Source organism: Pectobacterium actinidiae (genome assembly GCF_000803315.1).
Lineage (GTDB): Bacteria > Pseudomonadota > Gammaproteobacteria > Enterobacterales > Enterobacteriaceae > Pectobacterium > Pectobacterium actinidiae.
The window spans coordinates 1514914-1539785 of record NZ_JRMH01000001.1; the positions used below are offsets into that span (position 1 = coordinate 1514914).

Annotated in this window: 19 protein-coding genes; 5 read left to right on the forward strand and 14 right to left on the reverse strand. The window is 55.5% G+C overall.

Annotated features, from left to right (window positions below; genetic code table 11):
* Window positions 1-129 precede the first annotated feature (129 nt).
* The 4 genes from KKH3_RS06405 to KKH3_RS06420 all read right to left on the reverse strand — a co-directional run bounded on the left by KKH3_RS06405 (window position 130) and on the right by KKH3_RS06420 (window position 5417).
* Complete coding sequence (locus KKH3_RS06405) at window positions 130-1026, reverse strand: Rpn family recombination-promoting nuclease/putative transposase (RefSeq protein WP_039357127.1); 897 nt, start codon at window positions 1024-1026, stop codon at window positions 130-132.
* Between the two features lie 173 nt (window positions 1027-1199).
* Window positions 1200-2993 carry an aryl-sulfate sulfotransferase gene (locus KKH3_RS06410; protein ID WP_039357131.1) on the reverse strand — a complete coding sequence of 598 codons (1794 nt, stop codon included), beginning with the start codon at window positions 2991-2993 and terminating at the stop codon, window positions 1200-1202.
* Between the two features lie 16 nt (window positions 2994-3009).
* Complete coding sequence (locus tag KKH3_RS06415) at window positions 3010-3819, reverse strand: ABC transporter ATP-binding protein (RefSeq protein WP_039357134.1); 810 nt, start codon at window positions 3817-3819, stop codon at window positions 3010-3012.
* Window positions 3816-5417 (reverse strand): ABC transporter permease, encoded by a 1602-nt coding sequence (locus KKH3_RS06420; protein ID WP_039362193.1) that lies wholly within the window; start codon window positions 5415-5417, stop codon window positions 3816-3818. The genes KKH3_RS06415 and KKH3_RS06420 overlap by 4 nt, the downstream gene beginning before the upstream one ends.
* Window positions 5418-5654: 237 nt before the next feature.
* Between KKH3_RS06420 and KKH3_RS06425 the strand changes: the two genes are divergently transcribed.
* Entirely contained in the window at window positions 5655-6791 is a 1137-nt protein-coding gene (locus tag KKH3_RS06425; RefSeq protein ID WP_039357137.1) for an ABC transporter substrate-binding protein, read from the forward strand.
* 12 nt (window positions 6792-6803) lie between these two features.
* Here KKH3_RS06425 and KKH3_RS06430 read toward each other — a convergent pair whose 3' ends face one another.
* The 6 genes from KKH3_RS06430 to KKH3_RS06455 all read right to left on the reverse strand — a co-directional run bounded on the left by KKH3_RS06430 (window position 6804) and on the right by KKH3_RS06455 (window position 13976).
* Window positions 6804-7742 carry a LysR family transcriptional regulator gene (locus KKH3_RS06430; protein WP_039357140.1) on the reverse strand — a complete coding sequence of 313 codons (939 nt, stop codon included), beginning with the start codon at window positions 7740-7742 and terminating at the stop codon, window positions 6804-6806.
* 145 nt (window positions 7743-7887) lie between these two features.
* Complete coding sequence (locus KKH3_RS06435; protein WP_039357143.1) at window positions 7888-8637, reverse strand: CDP-diacylglycerol diphosphatase; 750 nt, start codon at window positions 8635-8637, stop codon at window positions 7888-7890.
* Window positions 8638-8852: 215 nt separating this feature from the next.
* Complete coding sequence (locus KKH3_RS06440; protein ID WP_039357146.1) at window positions 8853-10469, reverse strand: ABC transporter ATP-binding protein; 1617 nt, start codon at window positions 10467-10469, stop codon at window positions 8853-8855.
* On the reverse strand, window positions 10466-11299 hold the full coding sequence (locus tag KKH3_RS06445; protein WP_039357149.1) for an ABC transporter permease: 834 nt from the start codon (window positions 11297-11299) through the stop codon (window positions 10466-10468). Before KKH3_RS06445 ends, KKH3_RS06440 begins: the two co-directional genes overlap by 4 nt.
* 68 nt (window positions 11300-11367) lie before the next feature.
* Window positions 11368-12342: an ABC transporter permease gene (locus tag KKH3_RS06450; RefSeq protein ID WP_039357152.1), complete on the reverse strand. Its 975-nt coding sequence runs from the start codon at window positions 12340-12342 to the stop codon at window positions 11368-11370.
* 5 nt (window positions 12343-12347) lie between these two features.
* A complete protein-coding gene (locus KKH3_RS06455) occupies window positions 12348-13976 on the reverse strand; it encodes an ABC transporter substrate-binding protein (RefSeq protein ID WP_039357154.1) in 1629 nt (542 codons plus the stop codon).
* A 367-nt stretch (window positions 13977-14343) separates the two neighbouring features.
* On the opposite strand from KKH3_RS06455, the gene KKH3_RS06460 reads away from it, so the two are divergent.
* Entirely contained in the window at window positions 14344-15156 is an 813-nt protein-coding gene (locus KKH3_RS06460; protein ID WP_052201300.1) for a VOC family protein, read from the forward strand.
* 11 nt (window positions 15157-15167) lie between these two features.
* Window positions 15168-15968 (forward strand): pyrroline-5-carboxylate reductase family protein, encoded by an 801-nt coding sequence (locus tag KKH3_RS06465; RefSeq protein ID WP_039357157.1) that lies wholly within the window; start codon window positions 15168-15170, stop codon window positions 15966-15968.
* Between the two features lie 136 nt (window positions 15969-16104).
* Here KKH3_RS06465 and KKH3_RS06470 read toward each other — a convergent pair whose 3' ends face one another.
* The 4 genes from KKH3_RS06470 to KKH3_RS06485 form a co-directional block, all read right to left on the reverse strand.
* A complete protein-coding gene (locus KKH3_RS06470) occupies window positions 16105-18114 on the reverse strand; it encodes a TonB-dependent siderophore receptor (protein WP_039357159.1) in 2010 nt (669 codons plus the stop codon).
* A gap of 208 nt (window positions 18115-18322) precedes the next feature.
* On the reverse strand, window positions 18323-19558 hold the full coding sequence (locus tag KKH3_RS06475; protein ID WP_052201301.1) for an MFS transporter: 1236 nt from the start codon (window positions 19556-19558) through the stop codon (window positions 18323-18325).
* Window positions 19555-19977 carry a hypothetical protein gene (locus KKH3_RS06480; protein WP_039357162.1) on the reverse strand — a complete coding sequence of 141 codons (423 nt, stop codon included), beginning with the start codon at window positions 19975-19977 and terminating at the stop codon, window positions 19555-19557. Before KKH3_RS06480 ends, KKH3_RS06475 begins: the two co-directional genes overlap by 4 nt.
* Window positions 19978-20090: 113 nt before the next feature.
* Window positions 20091-21059 carry a helix-turn-helix transcriptional regulator gene (locus KKH3_RS06485; RefSeq protein WP_039357165.1) on the reverse strand — a complete coding sequence of 323 codons (969 nt, stop codon included), beginning with the start codon at window positions 21057-21059 and terminating at the stop codon, window positions 20091-20093.
* 214 nt (window positions 21060-21273) lie between these two features.
* Here KKH3_RS06485 and KKH3_RS06490 point away from each other — a divergent pair, with 214 nt between their 5' ends.
* A complete protein-coding gene (locus tag KKH3_RS06490) occupies window positions 21274-23100 on the forward strand; it encodes an ABC transporter ATP-binding protein (protein WP_039357169.1) in 1827 nt (608 codons plus the stop codon).
* On the forward strand, window positions 23100-24872 hold the full coding sequence (locus KKH3_RS06495) for an ABC transporter ATP-binding protein (protein WP_039362200.1): 1773 nt from the start codon (window positions 23100-23102) through the stop codon (window positions 24870-24872). Before KKH3_RS06490 ends, KKH3_RS06495 begins: the two co-directional genes overlap by 1 nt.

The following is a 24872-nucleotide window of genomic DNA, read 5'->3' on the forward strand; positions in this document are numbered from 1 at the left end:
AAGATGATGCAAAGGAAATGTGACCCAGCGCGTATAAATTGACGCCGTGACGCAGCCTTAGCCGACTGCGTCGATGATGAAAATAGGGGGGAGAATAAATTGTAGAAAGGTGCAGACTATCTTTAGAGCCTACTCATTCGATGAATCAACAAGCTGTGCCAGTTCCGCTGTGCTCAACTGAGTAATTTTACAAACCTGAGCAGGTTCCATGCCGCTAAGTAGAAGTTGACGGGCAATATTTTGAGCACTGGCTTTCATACCTTGCTTGATACCTTTTTCAAACCCGATTTTCTCAAGCTGCTGTGCGATAGTCATGATCGCCTCCCGATCCGTTGACAGAGACTGCGCGACGGTCTCAATAAACTCTGCCGGCTTTGACGTGTTGCCGCTCCGCGCGATGTAAAAAAGCATCGCTCTTTTTTGCGGCAGTGGTACCTGCCAGCGCTCAAATAATAGCCCGATATCCTGTGCTAATTCCAGCATATTTCGTGTGCGAATGTGTTTTTGCACCAGTTCCAACAGCGCTACGCGGCGATGCGTTTTGATGTCCTCATCCGGTATCACAGTTAGGTCAACCAAAGGAAAGGGGGCGTTGTAGAGCTTTTCTGCCTGAATAACGTCGGCAAATCCATCGAGCCAGCGCAGCGTATAGGGATAAGGGCTACGCTGGCCGTGATAAAACAGTAAAGGAACGACGAGCGGCAACGTATCGTGACCTTGAGAGAGGTGCTGCTGCATAGCAGCCAGCGCGTAGCGCAGCAGGCGAAACGGCATCAGCTTTTCTGGGCGGCTCTGATGCTCAATCACGCAATAGATATAACCTTGCCCTGTGGTGGTCTGAATTGAGTACAGCATATCCGATATTCTTGCGTGTAGTTCCTCGTCCACAAAAGAGGCTGATTGCAGTTGCAGCGAGCTGAAGTCGCAGATATGCCTGATTTCTTCTGGCAGGTGAATGGCGAAAAAATCCTTTGCGACGGCTGGGTCGCTGAGAAACTGTTTAAAAATCGCATCATGCGCGGCCATGCTGTTTTTCTGTCCCTGAATAATCTGTAGGCAATGATAAAAGAAGCGGATATGGGTGGGGAAGAAGCGCAGAGGATGACTGTGTTGGTATGGAAAGATGTACGCAAGAAAAGTGAGAGATGAAAGCAACGACGCGATCTCACTGGGAGCGAGATCGCGTTAAGGGGTGAGGGTTAGCTCTGTTGCGTGGTCAGCCACTGGCGCAGGCGTTCGGGCTGTTGCGCGCCACTCAAGCGAGCAAGCTCTTCACCGTTTTCGATCCAGAGTAAGGTCGGCAACGTTCTGACCGCCAATTTCTCCGCCAGTGCAATGTGATGATCGGCGTCCAGATAATGGCTCGGTAATTGTCGGTACTCTTCGTTATCCAGAATCACTGCTAACTGGCGGTAGAGGCTTTTGCAGTGGACGCAGCGCTCCGCGCCGACTAGCAGCAGCTGTGGGCCACGTTGCGCTGTCAGTTCAGACCACTCTTCGGCAGTAAGCGGCGTGAAGCGCTCGCGGTTAACGGCAAAGAGCTTAGGACTGCGCTTGAGATCGTCGCTGTCGGTCGCGACACACAGGGCATCGCCGCTCTTTTTATAAGGACGTGTGCCATCAATCCTCACCACGCTGGCGAAGCCGGGCGCGGCGGCTCCGGGCTGGCGTAGCTGAGTATTATCAGGGGCAATCACGAGTGTTTCCTGTGGGCGCGACAACTGCGGTATCCATTCATAGGGCACGCGGTAGGCGCGATACAGCATGTTGGTGTTCACCGTCTTACCCCAATAGGGGGAAATAAACTCCCAGACGATTTCATGATCGGCGGTGACTTCAAACAACCGACCGTTGGCCCCTTCGTTAATCAGCGTATTGCCGTTCGGCAGGCGCTGGATATTACTGATGTACGGGCTGTAAAAACGGAAGGCGTCCGTCGGATGTGGAATGCCCGCTTCGTAGGGTGAGTAGCGCCAGACAATATCCAGCGTAACCGGGTTGATTTCCAGCACGCGGGAATAGTCACGCCAGGCGTTTTTCACCCCGTCGGCCGATGCCGGGTTGGGCGCGCCGTAGCCAGCCCAGCCGCCGTTATCAAACACCAGAATATTGCCCGCGCCCGGTAAGCCTGCGGGGATCATATGCGCGTGATGCTGGCCGATAATCCAGCCGATGTGTTTGAGCTCAGGCGTGTTGTAGTTGGGGCCAAGCTGCCAGACGATGTTGCCACTTTTCTTGTCGATGATGGCGATGATGTTGGATTCACGTGCGTCCCAGATGATGTTATCCGGGTGGAAACGGGTATCGCCTTGATCGAACCACGGATTGGGACCGAGTGCCGACATGGAGTTGATGTGCATCCAGTCGCCCATCCCGCCGCCGCTTTTGCGCAGGTTAGGATTGTTGTACAGCGCGGTTTTTGCATCGTCATCAAAGCCGAGTTCATCGAAATGGTCGCTGCAACGCCATTCCCACAAGATATTACCTTCCCAGTCTACTTCGATGATGGTGTCGTCGAGCAGCAGTTTGTCGCTGATTCGTTCATTATGCAGGTTGGTATGCGCCAGCAATAATGTGTTGCCGCCAATCGACTGTGGTTCCTGACCCGGCGCGTAATAGCCGACCGGATTGCCGCTGCGCTGGTAGTCATGGTGGACGCGTGCCATCCATTCTGGTGGAAGGTCAGGATCGGTAATGTGTTCATAGCCGTTAAATTTCCAGACGACGTTGCCGTCCCAGTCGACCTGAATCAGATCGACCATATCCTGCATGCCATAGCGTGAATCACGTTCGCCGCTGTGCCCGAGGATGTAACCGCCGGGCAGGATTTTGTTAGGGAAGCCATGCAGGCCTTCCCACAGGCGCAGTTCGGTGCCGTTCATATCCACCAGCACCGCGCCCCGTTCCAGCGCCTGAAAGACGGTGTAGCCGCCCCAGGCTTTTTCCGGGTTGTAAATTGTCGTGCCGGTTGGGTAGACGGAAGGGTGTCCCATAATGGTGCTCCAGTGTTTACGTGTTCAAAGAAGATAGGTCGGCGGCCGTATCGGCAGGCTGTGTCAGCAGTGCAAGTAGTTCGCTGCACTGCTGGTGAAAGGCCTGACTGTCACGCTGGCGTGGATGCGGTAGCGAAATGGTCGCAATCTGGCGGATACGTCCTGGCCGCGGTGCCAGCACGACAACACGATCGGCGAGATAAACGGCTTCCTCGACGTCGTGAGTGACCAGCAGCGTGGTGGTACCTTCCGCCTGATGAATGCGGCGCAGCTCCTGCTGCATCTGCTGACGGGTCAACGCATCCAGCGCGCCAAAAGGTTCATCCAGCATCAGGATGCGTGGATTGGCGACGAGCCCACGTGCGATGGCCACACGCTGCGCCATGCCGCCGGAAAGCTGGGCGGGCAGGGCATCGGCAAAATCCTGCAAATGGACGAGCTGAATAAAATGGTCGATCAGGCGCTTGCGTTCGTTGTTATTGATTGCTTCATTCGCCAGTCCAAGTGCGATGTTTTGCCGCACCGTCAGCCACGGAAACAGGCGCGGTTCCTGAAACACCATGCCGCGCTCACGTCCGATGCCGCGCACGGTTTTTCCTTCGACCAGTACGCGTCCCTGATAGTCGTTGTCCAGACCGACCAGCATGCGTAACAGCGTAGATTTGCCGCAGCCGCTGCTGCCGACAATGGCGACCAGTTCACCGCTGTGAATCGACAGGGAAAAATCATCGATTACCGTCAGCGACTCCCCCTGAACACGAAACTGTTTACGCAGGCGATCGAACTGCACTACTGGCGGTGATACGTCAAGGGGTGTGGACGTCATACGATTTCTCCTGCGGAACGCCAGCGCGTCATCCGCTGTTCCAGACCTAATCCGACGCGGTCGAGTACCGCGCCTGTTAATCCAATCAACAGCATGCCGCTGATAATCAGGGGCATATCCAGTAACTGTTGGGCGTTGATCATCAGGCTGCCGATCCCGGTGCCGGATGACATGAAATATTCCGCGCCGATGGTGCCAAGCCAGGCGTAAATCAGCGACAGACGTAAACCAGCGAAGATAGCGGGCGCGGCACCGGGCAGGATCAGCACCCGCAGACGCGTTGATAAACGCAGTTGCAGTACCTGTGCGACTTCCTGTAAGGCTTGGGATCGCTGGCGGATACCGCGATGGCTGGCGACCAGCATGGGGAAGAAGGAGGCCAGCGCGACAAACGTGATTTTCCCAGTTTCATCGTTGCCAACCCAGGCGGTCAGCAGCGGCAGCCAGGCAAACAGCGCGATCTGACGCAGCGTCGCAACCGTAGGCGTGAAGAGGGCGTCGCTGGTGGCATTCAGCCCCAGCAGCACGCCGCACACGAGACCTACGACAATCCCACCTATCGCACCGGCGAGCGCACGGGTCAGACTGGCCTGCATCGCCTCGGTGAGTGAACCGTCACGCACGCCTTGCAACAGCATGTGCCACACATCGGCGGGCGGTGGCAGCAGCAGCGGATCGATCCAACTGAAACGGCTGGCCTGTTGCCAGAGCAGCAGAAGCAGAAAGGGGAAAACCAACGCCGATAAGCGGCGAGATGGCGCGGCGGTTAAGCGGCTGAGCGGCGGATGCGGCCAGAAAACCAGACGGTGTTCCAGTTGATTGATTGCCCACTCCATCGTCAGCCCCGCCAGCCCGATGACGGCGATACAGACAAACACAATATCCAACTGAAACAGCTGTCGCCCCCACACCAATAGGTAGCCAATGCCCTGAGACGACGCCAGCAGTTCGACCACGATCAGCGACACCCACGCCTGTGAAAGCGCGAGCCGTAAACCGGTTAACCAGGTAGGGAGAGCGGCGGGCAGCGTTAATTTGATGAGGCGCTGATGCCACGGCAGGCGCAGAGTGCGAGCGATTTCCTGTAGTGCATGCGGCACGTTGCGCACGCCCGTTTGCGTATGCAGCGTCACGGGGATAAGCACGGCCTTGATGATCACGGCAAGTTTCAGCCCGTCATCGATGCCGAACAGCACCATAAACAGCGGGATCCAGCCCAGCGTTGGGATTTGTGCCAGCGCGTAGACGGTGGGGTGCAGCAGGTGTTCGGCGCGGCGTGAAGCTCCCATCAGCGCCCCAAGCAGCGTCCCCGCCAGTACGCCGGCTAGCAGGCCGCTAGCCAGCCGTTGCAGGCTGATAAAGAGCTGCGGCAGAAGATCGTTATGCCAGAGTTCGACGGCGGTTTTCGCGACGATGTCGGGAGCTGGGAGAATCTGGGCGGGCATCCAGCCGTAATGGGTGCTGATATACCACAGTGCCAGCAGCGCCAGCGGCACGATTAACGGCACCACAATTGACACGACAAGAGAATAGACCCGCGCAATTGGCAAAGCAGGCCAGACGATCGCGGTTTTTTTCAGCAGTATCGACTTATTCATTTTATTCCCGAAAACCATCGCAGCTGGATGAATAGGGAATAAAAAACAGGTTTCGACGTTGAACGCCAATGCAATAAAGCGATGGTCGTCGTGCAATAAATGCATACGCGTAGCCCAAGCCCGTCAGCCCTGATTTATGCTTTTTTCCGCTGAACAAACCTGTAAATGTTATTTAAGCCTGACGCCGACGGTTCGCTAGTTTCATGACAGATGAAACGAATTATTAAGGAAAACCGTATGCAGCACGCCACCCTGTTGATCACCGCCTCGCCGATAACGGCATCTTCCCGCTGGCGCTGGGGGATGAAGGTATTAAGTACTGCCTTGCTGATGGGCGCCGCGCTCGTTTCCACCGTTCAGGCAAACGACGCTGCCCCGCAGGATGCACAGAAGCCGACAGAAATTCGTATTGGTTTGCCGGATCAGAGTGCAGGTAGCAAACCCTTTATTCGTGGACCGCTGGGGCTGGCGCATATTCGCCAACAGTTAGAGAAAGAATTTGAGCCGCAGGGCATCAAGATTCAGTGGTCATTCTTTAAAGGCGCGGGGCCAGCGGTGAATGAGGCGCTGGCAAACAAACAACTGGATGTGGTGTATCTGGGCGATCTGGCGGCGATTATCGGCCGTGCGGGTAGCCTGCCGACACGGGTGCTGGTGGGATCGCGTGGCTCTAATTCTTATCTGGCGGCGACGCCGGAATCGGGTATTCAGCGTATTGAAGATTTACGCGGCAAGCGGATTGCGGTCTACAAAGGGACGGCCGACCAGCTGTCATTTGAACGCGCGATTAAAAGTGTCGGGCTAAATGAGCGGGACGTGCGCGTCATTAATCTGGACTGGACGGCAGGCAAGGCGGCGCTGGCGGCCAGACGCGTGGATGCGGTGTGGGGCGGCGTCTCTCTGCTGGCGTTACGTAAGCAGGGCATTAATATTGTGACCACCAGCCGAGCGCTGGGCTGGCCGAATACCACGCAGGCTGCGGTGCTGGCGACGCAGGACTTTATCGACCGCTACCCAGGCACGACGCAGCAACTGGTGAATGTGCTGGTGGACAATGCGCAATGGATCGGTGATGCGCAGCACCTGACGGAATACACGGCGCTCATGGCTGAGCAGAGTCAGATTCCGCAGGCGATTTTTCAGGAAGAGCTGAAAGCGGAAGATCTTCCCTTCCAAAGCTCACCGCGTCTCGATCCGTTCCTGCTCAGCAGCTTGCAGGACAGCATTGAGCGGGCGAAAGCCGCCGGGCTGATTCGCAACACGTTCTCGGCCAGCGACTGGTTTGCCGGCCAGTTTGTTGACCGGGCGCTGAAAGCCAAAGGGCTGGAATCGAACTGGCCGGTGTATGACGCCAGCGGTGATCCTGCGAAATAATCACCAATGCGCTCACAGGGTTGGCAGTGCCGGAGCCGGTGAGCGCAGCCTGTCTTGCGTCAGTATGCTTTCGATCATCAGCTCAGCCAACGGCGGCAGCGTTCTCTGCAAACAGGTGACAATACCGAAACGGGTTTGCATGTTTGCCCATTCCGGCGGGGTGCCCGTGAGCGGAATTTCGACCAGTTGATGACTTAATCGTCCCAGTGCAAACCCATCCTCGCTGGCAAAGCTGATGGCCTGCGTATGCCGCAGGATGCTGAAAACAGAATAGATATGGTCACACTGAATCTGTGGCCGATAATCGGGCTGACGCGTTAAGGCGGCCAACACCTTGCGCATACCTACGGGCATAAAAGGGGAGGCGAGCGGGAAGCGCAGGAGATCGTCCGGCGTAACGTTTGCCTGCTGCACTAGCGGGTGCGAAGAGTGGCAGATAAAAAAGCAGCGTTGCTGGCTTAATGGCTGGACATGAAGGTTGGTTTCCATTTCGGCCTGCCAGGTATCGGCAACGATAAAAGGCCACTCGTCGGCTAGCAACCGCTCACGCAGGGATTGCCAGTTATCTACGCTGTAGGTGACTCTGGCTCGCGGACGGAGGGCGTGAAAATGCGCGACCGCCTTGGGGATCAGCGTGGTAGACGGCGCCGGGCCGCTGCCAAACGTCAGTTCGCCTTCCTGTGCCTCGCTGATCTGCCGCATGTCGGTCATCAGTTCCCATGACAGCTCCTGCATACGCCGCGCAAATGGCAGCAGCGTATTGCCCTGCCACGTTAGCGCAAAGCGACGGCTCTGGCGGTCGATAAGCGGATGCCCCATCGTTTGTTCCAGCGCCTGAATGCTGCGGCTGAATGCCGATTGCGACAGGCAGACGGCCTCTGCGGCCTGTACAAAACTCCCATGTTCTGCCAGTGCAAGAAAATTGCGTAATTGCCGTAAATCCAGATGCATATTGCAGCTACCTACCCTATCTATTTTCCCCACTTTTTAGGCGGAGGTCGGCTAGCAACGCAATGAACAAAAAATCATAACTTATAGCGAATTGATTGCTATAGGCCTTCAGCGCGCGCAGGCTGCCGTCTGGCGCGGTCAGCGGCTATTTCGCCAGTGCACAGGAAAAATCCTGAATTTCTTCCACGGAGCCGAGGCTCATATTGAACACATCGTGGCCGCTGGCGAGCAGCACCTTTTCTCCCGTCGGCATAGAGATCATCGCAAGGCCGTATTTGCCGATAGACTCATTCTGTTGCTGTGCGTAGCGATCGAGCGTTTTGAGCGGATCGCTTTGCGACAGTTCGTTCACCGCGAGCGTTTTTGCCAGATAGACGTGGCCGTTAATTTTTACCGGCAGCGTTTTCCAGTCAGTAGAGAGCGTGGGGAACTGCTGGTTCAACGTGTGATAAATCTCCGGGCGCAGGCAGGCAATGTGGATATGCAGCTGGTTTTGTGTACGGCCATAGCGTGAATTAATCGCTAGCGAGAGATAATCATCTCTGATCGGTTTACCCGCTTCGCGCGACAAATGGCCGCGTCTGTCCCATGCCTGTTCAAAGAAATTGGGTATGTTTTGCTGCAAGAGTTCAGGGCTTTCGATGCCGCTGATTTTCTCGGTTGGGAGCAGCAGGTCATGATAGGGGCCGTTTCTGTCATCAAAAAGCACGTAACCTTCCGCCAGATTGACTTCCAGACAGGGGGCGGGTTTACCGTTACGCTGTTGGTTGGGCACGCACTGTTCGCTGACGATCTCCCACAGCGCATTGCTGTTTCCCCGACCAACCTTCCACCCTATAGCGGCAATGATTACAGCGAGTAATAGCACCATGCCGATGACACGTTTTTTCGGCATATTGATTATCTCCATTAGGATCGAACGCCCAAAATAGAATGCCGTGAGCAGATGACATGTATCTCTGCGGTGCTGCATCGACAAAATACCGTACCAGTTTTTTAACGTCGAGTGCGGCATGCATGCCGAATAGCACACCATACAAAAATGACAGGTCAATGACGATAGCGGTTCGTGGGGGGATGCCACAGATTGTGATTCTGCGGCATCTAGGGTCAGGCTATTTGTGCTTGCCAGTCGCGACCAGGAATGGCGCTGAGCAACTGCCGGGTATAGGCGTGTTGTGGATGCTGAAATAGCTGTTGCGTGGTGCCTTGTTCCACAATCTTGCCTGTTTGCATCACGATAAGACGGTCGCATACCTGTGCGGCCACGCGGAGATCGTGGGTGATGAAAATCATGGACAGCCCCAGCCGTTCGCGCAAGTCGGCCAGTAGTGCCAATATCTGCGCCTGCACCGACACATCTAGCGCGGAAACCGGTTCATCAGCCACCAGTATACGAGGTTCCAGCGCGAGTGCTCGCGCCAGCCCGATGCGTTGCCGCTGCCCGCCAGAGAATTCGTGTGGATAGCGTTGGATCGCGTGTTTATCCAGCCCAACCAGCGTGAATAACGTTTTCACTTTTTCCAGTGCTTCGGCGCGTGGCACCCCCTGAATCAACAGACCTTTTGCCACGATTTCTCCTACCTGTTGGCGGGGATTAAGCGACGAGTAAGGATCCTGAAATACCATCTGGATATGGCGGCTATATTCGCGTAGCTCGCGTTGTCGCAATCGAGTGAGGTTGTGTCCGTCGAACTGAATCTCGCCAGAATCAGGCTGATAAAGCCGAACAATACAGCGTGCCAATGTCGATTTGCCGGAGCCGCTTTCGCCCACAATGCCCAGCGTGCTGCCCTGCGGCAGTGTCAGGCTGACACCCTGTAGCGCTTTTTCTTCACGTCTGTGGCGCGAAAACCAGCCCGGTTGACGGAATGTTTTCACCACATGATTGAGCGTCAGGATGGGCGCGTTGTCTGACACTGGACGCGGCGCTGCCGGGTGTAGCGCAGGGATTGCGGCAATCAGGGCACGGGTGTAAGGATGCTGCGGCGCATAAAGGATCTGTTGTGCGGCACCTTGTTCTATCCGTTCACCCTGTCGCATCACGACAATACGATCGGCGATATCGGCGACAACGCCGAAATCGTGTGTGATAAAAAGTACCGATGTTCCCTGACGCTGCTGTAGTTCACGAATCAATTGCAGAATTTGTGCCTGCGTGGTGACGTCCAACGCCGTGGTCGGTTCGTCGGCAATGAGCACATTGGGTTCCAGCGCCAGCGCCATAGCAATGACGACTCGCTGGCGTTGTCCACCGGACAACTGATGCGGATAAGCCTGTGCCGTCGTTGCAGGATCGGGAATATGTACGTCTGTCAGAAGAGCCTGCACGCGGCGGTCGCGTTCACGGCGCGTCAGCGTGGGCTGGTGGGTGATAAACATCTCGGCAATCTGGTCGCCGATTTTTTGCAGGGGATTCAGTGCGGTCATCGGATCCTGAAATATCATGCCGATGCGTGCACCGCGTAACTGGCGCATAGCCTGCTCAGGTAACGTCAGTAAATCGCGCCCCTCAAAGAGAATTCGTCCTTGCGTGGCTCGAACCTGATCCGGTAATAGCCCCATAATGGCACTGGCCGTCATGGATTTGCCGGAGCCACTTTCGCCAACGACACACAGAATCTCGTTAGCATAAAGTTCGAGCGAAACATCGCGGAGTGCCCACTGGCGGTCTGCGTCTGCTGGCAGAGTGACGCTGAGATTTTCTATGGATAACAGTGGACTCATGATTTTTTTAGCCTCGGATTGAGTGCATCGTTGAGCCCTTGTCCCACCAACGAAACGGAGAGTACGGTTAATAGGATCGCGACACCGGGAATAGCGGACACATACCATTCCTGACGCAGCACACTGCGGCCAGCGCCAATCAGATTGCCCCATGACGGCACGTTGGGATCGGAGAGATTCAGGAAAGCCAGCGCACTTTCCAGCAGGATGGCTACGGCCATAATGACGCTGGCGTAGACGATGATAGGCGGCAGTGCGTTAGGCAATATCTCGCGAAACATGATGGGCATATCGCGCATGCCAAGCGATCGGGCTGCCTGCACAAATTCCCGGTTACGCAGAGAAAGAAATTCGGCGCGTGTCAGGCGAGCCGCAGGCGGCCAGGATACCACGCCAATGGCCCAGATGACGGTATCCAGTGAGGAACCGAACACGGCAATTAACACCAGCAGCAGGAGAAAGTTGGGCAGAACCTGAAAAGCTTCGGTGAGACGCATTAACACGTCATCGACAATGCCGCCATAAAAACCGGCCAGTGCGCCAACGGCAATGCCAATAACGATCGCGATGAAAGTGGCGATCAGCCCAATGGTCAGTGAAATCCGTGTGCCGTGGAAAATTTGTGCGGCGATGTCACGCCCGGTTTGGTCGGTTCCCAGTATAAAGCGGGGATTTTGCAACGGCCATTGCAGCGGTCGCCCTGCCAGCCGTAATGGGTTGTCAGGGAAAAAGAGATCGGCGGTAAGCGCCATGGCTACCACCATAAACAACACCGCCAATCCGAATAGCGCGGTGGGGTTGTGTGCGTAACGTTTACAAAAAAGAAGCATCGTGTTTCCCTGCAAGTCTTACATCATGAGTCATCTGCTACCTGTTGGTCGCGTTATTCTCAGTGGCGTTATTCACGAATAATGCGTGGGTCGAGTTTGGCGTAGAGTAGATCGACTAAAAAATTAAGCGCAATAACCAGCAGCGCCGACACAAATACGACGCCAAGCAGCGTGTTGAGGTCGCGCTGCATAACGGATTCGTAAGCCAGTCGGCCCAGACCTGGCAGTGAAAAAACGCTTTCCACAACCACTGAACCACCCAGCATGGTGCCTGCCTGCAAGCCGACCAGCGTGATCAGCGGCAGGAGGGCGTTACGCAAAATATGTCGTATGACAATGCGGTTTTCCCGCACGCCTTTGGCTCGCGCGGTACGCACAAAGTCCTGCGTCGCGACCTCCAACATCGCCGCGCGCATGATGCGCAGGTAAATGGCGAGAAAAATGAGTGCTAGCGTCAGCGTCGGAAGCACCAGATGCCGGGCGATGTCGAACAGGCGATCGAAGCCGGTCAAGCCGCTGGCGATGGTTTCAAATCCGCCGGAGGGCAGCCAGTCGAGATAAATAGAGAAGAAAAAGATGCCCATCAGCCCAAACCAGAATGAGGGGGTGGAGTAAAATATCAACCCGAGCAGAGAGATCAGGGTATCCGGCCAGCGATTCACCCGACGTGCGGCGATGATACCCAGCACCATGCCTGCCGCCACGGCCAGTGCCAGAGAGCTTGCCATTAGCAGTAGCGTGACGGGCAGGCGCTCAATAATCACGTCGACCACGGGTTTACCATAAATCGCCGACTGTCCCAGATCGAGGTGTACCAGCCGCCACAAATAGTCGCCGAGTCGCACGGCAGTGGATTGATCCAGTGCATAGTAACGGCGAAGCTCTTCAATCATGGTGGGATCGCCGCCGCCCATTTGTGCAACCAGCGCATCCACCGTGTCGCCCGGCGCGAACTGCAACAGCAGAAACAGCCCCGTGAGAATGATCAGTAGGGCTGGAATGGCGGCCGCCAGACGGCGACCGACGAGCAGTAAGAATGTCATACCACTCACGCCTCCAGCCAGGCGTCGTGCCAGCTACTGGACGGCCAGCGTGCGTTGTTGAGGGCATTTTTTAGCTTTTTATTCACGACGGTGTAGAACTGACGCTCGGTAACGAACCACACTGGGAACTGCTCATTGGCTTCTTTCACCAGTTCAGCATAAAGCGCGCGCCGTTTGGCCGGGTCGATTTCGGAGGCGGCATCGTCAATCAGTTTATCCACTACGTCTGACTGCCAGCCGTACTGATTCGTCCATGGCGAGCCTGCCGGGCTGCCGGAGCGCAGCCAGACCGTGGTGGAAACCGCGGGATCGCCCCGATACTGATGCCAGCCGGTGGCGATATCGAAATTGTGCTCTTTGTATACTGCGGACAAGGAACCTGCATAGTCGAAGTTGGTGATGTCCACGCGTATACCGATTTCCGCGAGTGATTGCTGAATAAAAGTGGCGAACAGCGTGACGTCTTCACCGTTGGTGATCGGCACCAGTTTTAGGGTAAAGCGTTCTCCCTTGGCCTTGCGTGGGTAGCCGGCTTCATCCAGCAGCGCATTGGCTTTCTTGGGATCGAACGGATAGGGGACTTGGCTGTTTGCTGGGTAAAACGCGGTTGAGGTTGACGGAATTATCCCGGTAGCCGGTTTACCCTGGCCGTATAAAAAGTTTTCGATAAAGAACGGTACGTCAATCGCATGAGCGATGGCTCGCCTGACGCGCACATCGGCAATCTCTTTACGGCGGAAGTTGAATTCGAGCGTGTTGTTGAACACATTGGCTTCAGAACCATGTTCAGTAACCTCGAAGTCTGGATGTTTCTTCAGGCGATCCAGATCGGCAAGCGAAAGTTGCGAATAGGCGCTGAGTTGAATTTGCCCGGTTTCCAATGCGGCCGTGGCAGCAGATTTATCGGTAATAATGCGCCAGACAATGCGCTCAATATAGGGTTGGTCCTGCCGCCAATAGTCTGGATTGCGGGTTGCGATGATGTATTGGCCGCGCTCGTACTGAACAAATTTAAATGGTCCAGTACCGATAGGCGCATTATTGGCCGGATTTTCCAGCACGTTACTGTTTTCGTAAACGTGGCGCGGTACAACGTAGCCGAGATCGGCTAGCGCGCGCAGCAGCAGTTCGAGTGGCATGGGGCGCGAATAGTGGAAAATAGCGGTGTGGTCATTCGGCGTGTCGACGGTTTCTAAATGCTGGTGCAGCGCGGTGCCATAGTTGAGCTGTTTCTTCCAGAGCTCAAGTGCGTTGTATTGCACATCTTTAGATGTAAAGGGTTTGCCGTCGTGCCATTTCACCTGTTCACGTAGCGTAAAGGTAATCGTTTTTCCATCTGGCGAACTCTGCCACGCTGTGGCCAGTTGCGGAACGATAGCGCCGTTGGCATCAAGATCGACCAATGATTCGATAATTTTACTGGTAACGATATACACGCCAGTAGACGCGCGAAGCGCCGGGTTAAGGATGCGTTGCTCAGCAGCAATATGTACGCCGAGCGTGCCGCCTTTAACCGGTGGACTGGATAACACGTTGCCCTGACTGGCGTGGGCGGTCGATAAAAACGTTGTGAAAGGCCATACCGCTGTCATAGCGGCAGAAGAGAGCAATAGCCGTCTGCGTGAGATGTTCATAATAGCCCCTGTATATCGCCATTCTTCGAGCCATGAATCTACTGACTGGCCGTGGCTTGAAATAGGCTGAATAAAAATAGAAAACCCAAAGGAGTGAAAGCATAAAAGCGAGAGTGATTATTAGTGAAATGACGATTTATGCTATTGCTTTGCATTATTGATATATATGAGATTCGAATTTTATATATTCAATTTTCGATAAATTAAAGTTAAATAAATTATTAGTGAATGGGGGTAATTGGTTTCTAATAGTACTTTGTTCTTTCTTCACGTCATGACCGCTTGTTTGTGTATCAACGTGTTCTGCCAATGAATAACAGGGAACACGTTAACCCGATAGTGGTGATGTATGTTATCTGGGGAAGTTATGAGTACGCTATTATTGGATCACGTCGTACACTATGTGAATAACCTGCAAGACGCTGTTAAGGTATTGACTACTCACCACCTGCATGCCTTTCCTGGTGGTTCGCATCCCGGCTGGGGAACCCATAATGCGCTGAGTTATTTCGGGCTGAACTACGTCGAATTTTTAAGTATTCGTGACGCAGATGAAATTGCTGCGGCGCGGGACTCGTTTCTGCTCTCAAGGGATATTCAGACGTTTCTGCCGGCACGACAGATTTTGCATCGAGTGGCGCTACGTAGTGATGATATTGAAGCCAGCTATGCTGAGCTCCAGTTACAGGGACTGGTGCTGTCGCCACTTATTGCCGGTCAACGCCATGATAAGCAGGGGAACCTGATCGAATGGCGGATGTTTACCATCGACGGCGATTTTCAAGGTGTCGCTTACCCTTTCATTATCCAGTGGGGAGAGCCCGACAACGAACGGCTAGCTCTGCTACGTGAGCGTGGCCTGGATCGGCCGCATCCCGCAGGCGAGATGACTCTCCAGTCATTAATTTTCAAGGTACAGCAACCTGAGCAGGTCGCTGCACACTGGCAGAAGCTTTTCCATTTTTCTTTAGCGGGCGCGTCTACCACGGAATTACAGGTAGGCGATCGCCGTTTTATTTTTCAGCATGGTGAACAAGACGCATTAACTGCGGTGCAACTGGCAACGAATAGTCAGTCGTTAATCAATAAAAGCCTGTTTGTCGGCGAGGGAGAATATCAATTCGTCGCTATAGGTAATTATTCTCCAGCAGAAGTACAAGGAACGATTGAAGAAAACTGAAGCGAGGATATATGGCAAAGGTTCATTTTATTGGCGCAGGACAAATGGCTGAGGCGATTATTCGTGCGTCTCTGGAGAGAAATACGTTTAGTGCGGCGAAAATCAGCGTGGAGGATATTGATGGCAGTCGTGTGAAGGCGCTAACCGAGGCGTATCATCTGGCTTCTCATCACGTAGATGACGCGCTGGCACAGGCGGATCTGATCGTTATCGGTGTACGTCCACAGGATGATATTGCAGGAGTTGCCAGACGAATCAGCAATCTGGCGTCGGAGCAAAGTACGGTGGTGTCGATTGTCGCAGGGGTAACGCTGGCACAGTTGGCTGCGCTGTTAGGCGAAAAACAGGCGATTGTACGGGTGATCCCTAATACCTTGACGGATACCGGTTATGGTTACAGCGGTGTGGCGTTGAACGCGTTAGCCCAGCCGGAACATATCGAGACGTTTCTCTCGGGGTTCGGTAAAACGCTGTATCTGGAAGAACGCCTGATCGATATTTTCACCGGGTTTGCTGTGGCAGGACCCAATTATATCTACTATTTCGTCGAGTCTCTGACTGATGCGGGAGTCTTAGCCGGATTGCCGCGTGCTCAGGCAACGCAGGTGGTACTGGAAAATCTGGTGGGGGCGGCGGAAATGTTACGTCTTAGCCAGAAACATCCTCGTCAACTGCTGGATATCAATAATTCGCCCGCCGGAGTAGGGATGCATGGGCTATATGAGCTAAACAATAGCGATTTTGCCGCAGGATTGCAGCGTAGCGTCTTAGCGGCCGTAAAACGAACCACTGAACTTGCTCATGCCCGCTAGCGTTGCATCGTCGGTTTATTGGGAATGTAGCTGATTCTCCAGGATCGTTCTAAGCATCATGTTTACGGTATTCCCGGCAGTATTTTGCCTGCCGGGTTCCGTTACCTCTAAGTTTTCAGCGGTAGCGCCATCGGAATCAGAACAAATCGACCCGTACGTCCACGCCAACGGTTCGGCCTTCATTGACCTGCGCGTAGCCCGCTGTTCCGCTCATAAAACCAAAGGTGCGGTAGCGGCGGTCAAAGACGTTATCCACATAGCCAGCGATATTCACCCGGTCAGTGGCCTGCCAACTGAGGCGCAGGTCGGTCGTGGTATAGGTGCCCTGACGCAACGCGTTATCGCCGTCGAAGTAGTGCGGCCCTACCACGTTGAAGGCCAGACGTGGCATCAACGCACCGAACGAGGTATCAATCAATCCGTTCAGGCTGGTGCCAGCCCCGTAGCGGGGTACGAAAGGCACACGTTTATCCTGATAGCTTTCGCTGTCGCCACTGAATTCAGATCGGACATAGGTGCCGTTGACATCCCATGACCAGTTAGGAACGAACTGCCATTTCAGCATCATCTCGACGCCGCTGGCATCGGCGCTGCCTGCATTGCTGAGCGTTTGCATGCCGACCGGGCCCGAATACAGCTGCATATCACGCGTGTGGGTATGGAACACGGCCCCCTGAAGCTGCACATCGCCGCTCTGATAGCGCGAGCCGATTTCATAGTTAATCGATTTCTCTGCGCTATACGGAATAGCCTGTGTGCCGGCGGCAGGTGAGTAGTTAAAACCTGTGGGTTTGTAGCCTTGTGCGACGCGGGTATAGACACGCCAGTCAGTGTTCAGCAGGTAGCTGGCGGAAAGTTGCCCCAGCACCTGATCGTCATCGACGCTATTGCTGTCGCCCACGTTCACACCGGAGAATTGCTGGTGGTAACGGGTTTCGGCTTTATCGTGTGACACGCGCAGCCCGCCGCCCAGATCGATGCGGTCGGTCAGGTGCCAGGTGAGATCGCTGTAGGCGGCTAGCGTCTCCGACGACGTGTTGGCATTGCTCTTCATGAATGGAGAACCTGCCATGCTGTAGGCCAGATCGAGCTTTTCCCGTGTATTTTGTCGGTAAAGGCCAAACACCATATCCACCTCGCGGCCTGCGCCATGTGTGGCGGCACGCAGCTCTTGCACGTCCTGATTCCAGCGTTCCGGCATATCGGCAATCAGCGTACCGTTCGGGAACGTGCGGTCATAATTTTGCTGCTGCCACGCGCCAATCAGGCTAAAAATCCAGTTATCGGTGGTGTATTTTCCGCTCAGCGACTGACTGTGCGTACAGCGGCGCAATGTAGGATCGGGTGAACCTGCGGCGATCTCCAGCGTTCGATTTTTGGCATCGCCAAACGGCAGATAGGTATCCTGTGTGGCGCGCGTGCAGTCTTCCGTCAAAGCCAGACTGGTTTCCCACGGCTGATCATCGGGTGCCAGTCGCAGTCGAAGATTCCCGACGCTGGATTTTGTTCCGCCGAGGTTATCGCTGCCCGTGGCGGGGTTCGTCATCGCGCCCGAATCGACCTGACGCAGCAGCGTGACGCTACCGTACAGCAGGCCATCCTGAATAGGGCCGCTGAGATTGATTTTGCCGTGATAGCCGTCGCGGCTGGCGACGCCGCCTTCGACATAGCCACGCGGCGTGCTGTCTGGCTGCTGAGTCACGATATTGATAATGCCACCCTGTGCACTTTTACCGTACAACGTCCCCTGTGGGCCTCGCAGCATTTCGATGCTTTCTACATCGGAAAGCGCTTGCACGGTGTTGGTGGCGAGCTGCGGTACGCCGTCTATGTAAACAGTCACCGCCGGGCTGTAGAAGTCCTGCGCCGAAGACACGCCGCGTAGTGAGATGGATGGGAACAGCAGGCTACCGTTATTGCCGAGATTCAGGCCGGGCATCACACGTGTCAGCTTGTCGGTGCTGGTGACGCCAGCGTCTTTTAGCTCCGGTGCCGTCACGACGGTGGAAGAGACGTTATTGGCCGAGGCAGAATAGGGCGACTGTTTGCTGGCGGTGACAACCAGCGTATCTTCCTGAGCGGCAAAGGCGCAGGAAGAAAGAAACACGCCGGTTAAGGCGAGCGGATAAAGACGCATTATTTTCATTATTGAATCCCTGAAAAGACTAAAATCGATGTCAAAGGCAACGGCTTTCATCACGACACGCTTTCTTACGATAGGGAAAGCGTGTGAGACAGAGAATGATGAAAGTTAAATGATAATCGTTTGCGTTTTTTGAGCTACCCGTATCGGGTCTATTTCAACCCGAATACAGCAGATGTCCTGCATGTTTCTCCGGTCATAAATCCTGTCCCTATTGGTTTGCAACCACGGGGGAGGTTCCCTCTGAAAACGCGCAGGAAAGCCGTACAAATAGCCGTTTAGCGGGCCACAGGCTGACGACTGCGAAGCAGGCCAGCACGCCTAGCGTGATTTGATAATTGGTGTGATGCGCTAACTGGAGCGCGGCAATCGACACGATCATGGCGACGGCGGCATCGGTCGATTGGAACAGCGCATAGTCAGAGATGGGCTGATGGGGTCTGACCAGACCCATCAGGACGTTGTATAGCGTGACAAACCCGACGGCGGCAGCCAGATTGACCACGCCAAAGAGTACGATCCAGGCGTTCAATGAATACCGCGGGTAACCGACGGCCAGCACAATGGCCAGCAGGGCGTGCACAACCATCACGGGTAGCAGGCAGCGCAGTGCGCCCATGCGTCGAATCAGAACGTTGGCGAGAACAATCCCTACGCCGCTGACGGCGGTGCTGTACACGGTCATGACGATGCCCAACTGGCTCAGGCTAAGCTGTCTGTCGATCAGCATGACGGTTTGTAACGCCATCATGCCGCGCATCGCCAAATAGAAAATGGCCGTAAAGACTAATACCGGCCAGAGCGCGTTAAACGTCAGGCGATTTAACGTCGGGCGGGCGGCTTGTTGAGTCTGATGATGCTGAATAGCGGGTTGTCGGGTATAGCGCAGCGGCAGGATGAGCATCAGCAGCGACAGCCCTGCCAGCGCGAAGAAGCCACCTCGCCAGCCCGCCTGTTCCGCAATACTCAGGAACGCATAGGAACCGAACAGAATACCCAGATAGCTGCCGCCGACCTGTGCGGTATTCGCCAGAGCACGGCTGGACGCGTTGGTGGTGCAGATCGTGATGCCGTCGGCATAGATATCGTGGCTGGCGGAGAGCAGCGCCAGCAGCATTAGCGCGATGACGATTATCAGGACGGATTGTTCAGGAGAGATGACGCCAATCACGACCAGCGTTGCCGCCATCGCGATCTGGATCAGCACCAGGCTGCCTAAGTAGGGATTGCCACGCAGGGGAAGGGCGTGACGCTCGCCCCACGGTGCCCACAGGCACTTGGCAATCCACGGCAAAAAGGTCAACGACAGCCAGCTTAATTGCGCCAAATCGAGCCCTGCATGGCGAAAATAACCCGCCACGCCTTGCATAATGAGGGCGGTGATCATGCCCTGATGGAGGTAGAAACACCAATAGGGCAGATAACGTGTCATCGCGCTGTCTGTCATGGTTTGTCGCGATCCAGCAGTGTTATCGCCAGCGCCTGTGCTTCAAGTGGGGTGGCGACAACATAGTAGGCGTACGGCGCCTGCCCGGATTGCGCCCAGTTGTCCGCCCACTGGATGTATTTTTCCCTTGTGACCTCGTCATTTTCGATACGAATGGCACCCGCACAGTATTGCTGTTGCAGGCCGATGTTATCGCGCGTCCACTGAAGGTAAGCGTTCATAAAAACGGGGGAGCGATGGGGCAGGTCGGCACCCGTCATGCAAAGTACAAAGCGTTCCTGTCTGGCATACAGTTGATGGATTTGCGCCATATAGGCGGCGGATTCAGTATCGGACACCTGTTCTGGCATATGTAAGAACACCACTGGCCAGGCCTGCGTATCAAGAAAAGTGGGTTGTGTTGCGATGAAATCGGACATGGCGGTTTCTCCTACTCATAATGGAGAAAATGATAATCATTCGCTGTTGCGACGCTACCCGAATCCAGTCTATTTGTATCCGTATCGGGATGAACGGTGGCGTTGGCTATCGACTACACGTTCAGACGCTTGAAAGCGGAAGGCGTCACGCCGAACTGCTTTTGGAAGGCGGCGCTAAAGTGGCTGGCATTGGCGTAGCCCAGATCGGTGGCGACCACCATAACGGGTGCACCCGTGACAAACAGCCGACGCCGCGCTTCGTGCATGCGTTCGGCCTGAAATAACCCATAGATACTGTTATTGAAGAGCTGGCGGAATCCGCGTTTCAGCTTGAGCACGCTTAACCCCGTTTCTCTGGACAGCATGGCGATGGTCGGGGCTTGTGACAGATCTGCCAGCAGCAGATCTTTTGCTCTCAACAGTTTCTGACGATCGGCCAGGCTTATCGCATCTTGCTGTGAAACCGTATCGGCATGCCCGGCGACGGCGAGGCTGACCAGAATCATGCTTTGCCCCAGCAGCCATAGCGGCGCATGGCAGTTTTCACCGGCCTGCTGTGGATGCGTCAGGCTGGACAGCGCGTGGCTTAATACTTGCGCGGTTGCTCGCATTTCGGCATTGCAGTCGCAGTGAGTACAGAGCCGACCAGAATCCAGTTGCTGTTGCAGGTTACCGGTGAGATCCGGTACCCAGCCAGCCAGTAGCTCAGGGCTCAGCGACACGGTGACGCTTTCAAACTGTCCTCTATAGGAGGATGTGCCCTGACAGTCAGGGGTATAGCTAATACAGCCCGATCCTTGCTTCAGCACGTGCTCTCGTCCCCGTTCGCCTTTCAGTAAAAATTGCGAATCTCCCTGCAACGAACAGGAAAAATTGATGCGTCCCCAGTCGTCGTGCAAATGCATGGTCGTCGGCTGCTGGAACTGCCCGCGCCACACCAGAATATCCAGCCCTTCCTGAAGCGTAGCGCGCAGCAGGCTACAGTTCGCACCGGTATCCGGCCGTATGACGTGCCGTTCCTCGATCAAATTTGAAAGGGTGACTTCAGGCTGGTGGGCGGATTTCAGTGGGGAGGCATTCAATGGGTAGACTCCTGACGATACGAGTTGCGGTCATCGGACGATCGTCGCAACGCGGTTGATAGCGATAACCCGTACCGATTCGGGTAGAAATCGGCTCGAATCGGGTAGATACGCAATTGAGAATAGTTATTATTCCTGACTTTATTGCCGTCGTCGAGTTGATTTGCTTGTCTTGCAGATAAGCGACTGTGCGGGAAGGAGAAAAGAGAAAACTATGCCACATTCCGCTGTTGAGGGCGGTTCATCCGCTGCCACGTCGCCGTCTACGCCACAGAATCGCGCCTGGCACATTATGCACCCCGTACGCGGGCAGATTCGCCTGGCGATGGGGTTGTCGGGGCTATCGGTTCTCGCTGGTATCGCATTTCTGCTCTTTCTGGCGTGGAGTATCCAATCGCTAATCGTGCAGCCTGCGTCGTGGCCGTTGCTGACGATGAGCGGCGCTGTGCTGTGCCTGTGCGCCAGCTATTTGCTGCGTCTACTGGCCTTTAATCAGTCTCACTACGCTGCGTTTCGGCTGGAGAATCAGATTCGCAGTGCGTTGGCGGAACAGCTGGCGCGGATCCCGCTGGGTGAGGTGCAGCGTCTTGGCACTGGCTCGCTGGCGAAGATCCTTCAGGATGATGTAAAAGCGCTCCACCTGTTTGTGGCAGACAGTACGCCACTCTATGCTCGCGCGGTTGTGGCACCGCTATGTACGGGCGCATTGCTGTTCTGGCTGGACTGGCGTTTTGCACTGGCGGCTTTGTTGGTACTGGTCATCGGAGCCCTGGTGCTGATGCTGGCGATGCGTAATGCGAGTGAGATGAACCAGCGCTATAACCAGGCGCGGGAAGACGTCAGTACCGCCGTGATCGAGTTTGTGCAGGCGATGCCGGTAGTGCGCACCTTCGATACAGGTGCCTCAACGTTTGGGCGCTACCAGCAGGCGCTGGAAAACTATCTGGACGTGCTTACGCGGTGGTATCAGCAGGCGGGGTTCTCGGCGCGCTTCTCCTTCGCGGTGCTAAACCCGCTTCCTACGCTGCTGGTGCTGTGCTGGGTGGCATACGGTTTCACTCACGCTGGCGAGCTTGATTTCAGCCAGTGGGTAGCCGTGCTACTGCTCGGTAATGGCATGGCGGAGGCCGTCATGCCGATGATGGCGCTGAATCACATGGTGGCGAAAACCCGTTTGAGTATCAGCCGGATTCAGGACGTGCTGGCGTTGTCGCCGTTACCGGAAGCTGAAAGTGATGCCTTGCCCGCTGACGCTAGCGTCAGCGTTGAGCAGGTCAGTTTCCGTTACGATCGGCACGCGAGCGACTGGGTGTTGGAGGACGTCAGTTTTCAGGTGCCGGCAGGGTCGGTCACGGCGCTGGTGGGGGCATCTGGCGCGGGGAAAACGACCATGGCTCGGCTTATTCCCCGCTTTTGGGACGTAACGGCCGGGCGTATTTTGATTGGCGGTGTCGACATCCGACAGATGAAAACCGCCACGCTCATGCAGCAGGTGTCGTTTGTTTTTCAGGAGTCATTCCTGTTTGCGGACACCATCGCTAATAACATTCGGCTCGGTTTACCTGAAAAAAATAGGGAAGAGGTGGTTGCCGCAGCGACGGCGGCGCAGGCACACGATTTTATTATGGCGCTACCGCAGGGCTACGACACGTTGGCCGGTGAGCGCGGCCAGTTCCTTTCTGGCGGGCAGCGTCAGCGCATCGCTATTGCGCGGGCGTTGTTGCATAACCGACCGATTTTGGTGCTGGATGAACCAACGGCCTTTGCCGACCCGGAAAACGAGGCGGCGCTGCTGGCGGCTCTTGGCGTCTTGATGCAGGGTAAAACGGTCATCATGGTGGCGCATCGTCTGTCGACGATCCGCGATGCTGACCAGATCGTGGTCTTCGATCGTGGACAACTGAGCGAGTCTGGCCGTCATGACGCGCTGCTGGCGGCACAAGGTCGCTATAGCGAACTGTGGCGACACTATGAGCAGGCGCAGAATTGGGCGCTAGGCAGCGCATCACCGAGTAACGAACCGTCAGGAGATCGCGCGTGATAAACAAAGGCCATTCCGCCATTACGACGCAGCTATCTGCGTGGTGGCACACGTATCGTCAGTTGCAGCGGGTGACGGGTTCACAAGCTCATGTATTCCATCGGTGCTGCCTGAGTTTGCTGGCAGCGGCTATGACTCAGGGGCTGGCGCTGGCGTGCCTGTTTCCGTTGCTGTCGGCGTTCACGGGTGCAGTGGCTGCCCGTGAGATAGTGATATGGCTGGTGCTTATGACGTTTCTGAGCCTGCTGACGCTGGTGCTGCGCTGGTATGGACAAGGGTTTGAATATCGCGGGCAGCTTGCGGCGGCGACCCATGAATTGCGTATGCGTCTTGGGGAACAGCTGCGGAGTATGCCGCTGACTACGCTTCAGTCCGCGCGGGCGGGGGACATTAACGCGCTGCTGCTGGGCAGCGTGGATGAGAACCTGAACTATATGTTAGCGATAGTCAACCAACTGCTGCTGGCTATCGTAACGCCTGTTGTGATCGCGCTCGTCATGCTGCTGGTGGAGTGGCGATTAGGTGTGAGTCTGCTGCTGATCTTTCCCGCTATCGCGCTGCTTTATCGCTGGAGGCGGCCAGCATTTGCACGCACGATGCAGGCGCTGGCGGAGGCGAATCAGCAAACCAGCGCCGATATTGTGGAATATGTACAGGGGCTTGCGGTCCTGAGAACCAGCTGTCAGCAGGCTGAACGTACGTCGGCACTGCGTCAGCGTTTTCAGCATCTACAGCAGATACAAACGTCGGCTCACCGCAGCGGTGCGAAACCCGGTACAGTGGTCGCCAGCGTCGTGGAGTTGGGGCTTCAGGGCGTGCTGATTTTGGGTATCAGCGGCGTTGTTGTGGGGGCGTGGGATATCGCCATCGTTGCCGCGATGATGGTGATTGTGGTGCGCTTCTCTGAGCCACTGGCAACGTTTGTCAGCTATACAGCCGTGCTGGCGCTGATTGATACGGCGCTGCGTCGCATTGACGATCTGCTGGCGATTGAACCGCTTCCAGTACACCCACCTGCCGAGACGCCGACGACGTATGCGATTACGTTCGAGCAGGTGAGTTTTCGCTATGCCGATGAGGCTGAAGCGGTGCTTGATGAGGTGGATATCGCGCTGCCGGAGAAGGGGATGACGGCGCTGGTCGGGCCGTCTGGCTCGGGGAAAACGACGATAACGCGACTGCTGATGCGCCATACGGATCCGCAACAGGGGCGCGCGTGTATCGGCGGCGTGGATATTCGCTGCATTCCAACGCGTGAATTGAATCGGCTGATTTCCGTGGTGTTTCAGGATGTCTATTTATTTGATGATTCGGTGTTGGCGAACATTCGGATGGCGCGGCCGGATGCCAGCGATGCAGAGGTCGAGCAGGCTGCGGACGCCGCCCAGTGTCTGGAATTTATTCAACGGTTGCCGCAGGGATGGCAAACGCGGCTGGGCGATATCGGCGGCCGATTATCCGGCGGCGAACGGCAGCGTATTTCGATTGCGCGAGCATTATTGAAGGACGCGCCGATTGTGATTCTGGACGAACCGACAGCGGCATTGGATACCGAAAGCGAACTAGCCGTACAGCGGGCGATTGACAGGCTGGTTCAGGACAAGACGGTCATTGTCATCGCGCATCGGCTATCGACAATTGTGGGCGCACATCGAATTCTGGTTGTGGAGAATGGCGTTATATCCCAGCAGGGAACACATAACGAATTACTATGTGCCGAAGGCCGCTATCGTGCGCTGTGGAAGGCACAGCAGTCTATCTCACGAAAGTGA

Coding starts and splice junctions, on each gene's coding strand:
- KKH3_RS06405 (WP_039357127.1), bottom strand. CDS start 1,026: ATGGCCGCGCATGATGCGATTTTTAAACAGTTTCTCAGCGACCCAGCC.
- KKH3_RS06410 (WP_039357131.1), bottom strand. CDS start 2,993: ATGGGACACCCTTCCGTCTACCCAACCGGCACGACAATTTACAACCCG.
- KKH3_RS06415 (WP_039357134.1), bottom strand. CDS start 3,819: ATGACGTCCACACCCCTTGACGTATCACCGCCAGTAGTGCAGTTCGAT.
- KKH3_RS06420 (WP_039362193.1), bottom strand. CDS start 5,417: ATGAATAAGTCGATACTGCTGAAAAAAACCGCGATCGTCTGGCCTGCT.
- KKH3_RS06425 (WP_039357137.1), top strand. CDS start 5,655: ATGCAGCACGCCACCCTGTTGATCACCGCCTCGCCGATAACGGCATCT.
- KKH3_RS06430 (WP_039357140.1), bottom strand. CDS start 7,742: ATGCATCTGGATTTACGGCAATTACGCAATTTTCTTGCACTGGCAGAA.
- KKH3_RS06435 (WP_039357143.1), bottom strand. CDS start 8,637: ATGCCGAAAAAACGTGTCATCGGCATGGTGCTATTACTCGCTGTAATC.
- KKH3_RS06440 (WP_039357146.1), bottom strand. CDS start 10,469: ATGAGTCCACTGTTATCCATAGAAAATCTCAGCGTCACTCTGCCAGCA.
- KKH3_RS06445 (WP_039357149.1), bottom strand. CDS start 11,299: ATGCTTCTTTTTTGTAAACGTTACGCACACAACCCCACCGCGCTATTC.
- KKH3_RS06450 (WP_039357152.1), bottom strand. CDS start 12,342: ATGACATTCTTACTGCTCGTCGGTCGCCGTCTGGCGGCCGCCATTCCA.
- KKH3_RS06455 (WP_039357154.1), bottom strand. CDS start 13,976: ATGAACATCTCACGCAGACGGCTATTGCTCTCTTCTGCCGCTATGACA.
- KKH3_RS06460 (WP_052201300.1), top strand. CDS start 14,344: ATGAGTACGCTATTATTGGATCACGTCGTACACTATGTGAATAACCTG.
- KKH3_RS06465 (WP_039357157.1), top strand. CDS start 15,168: ATGGCAAAGGTTCATTTTATTGGCGCAGGACAAATGGCTGAGGCGATT.
- KKH3_RS06470 (WP_039357159.1), bottom strand. CDS start 18,114: ATGAAAATAATGCGTCTTTATCCGCTCGCCTTAACCGGCGTGTTTCTT.
- KKH3_RS06475 (WP_052201301.1), bottom strand. CDS start 19,558: ATGACAGACAGCGCGATGACACGTTATCTGCCCTATTGGTGTTTCTAC.
- KKH3_RS06480 (WP_039357162.1), bottom strand. CDS start 19,977: ATGTCCGATTTCATCGCAACACAACCCACTTTTCTTGATACGCAGGCC.
- KKH3_RS06490 (WP_039357169.1), top strand. CDS start 21,274: ATGCCACATTCCGCTGTTGAGGGCGGTTCATCCGCTGCCACGTCGCCG.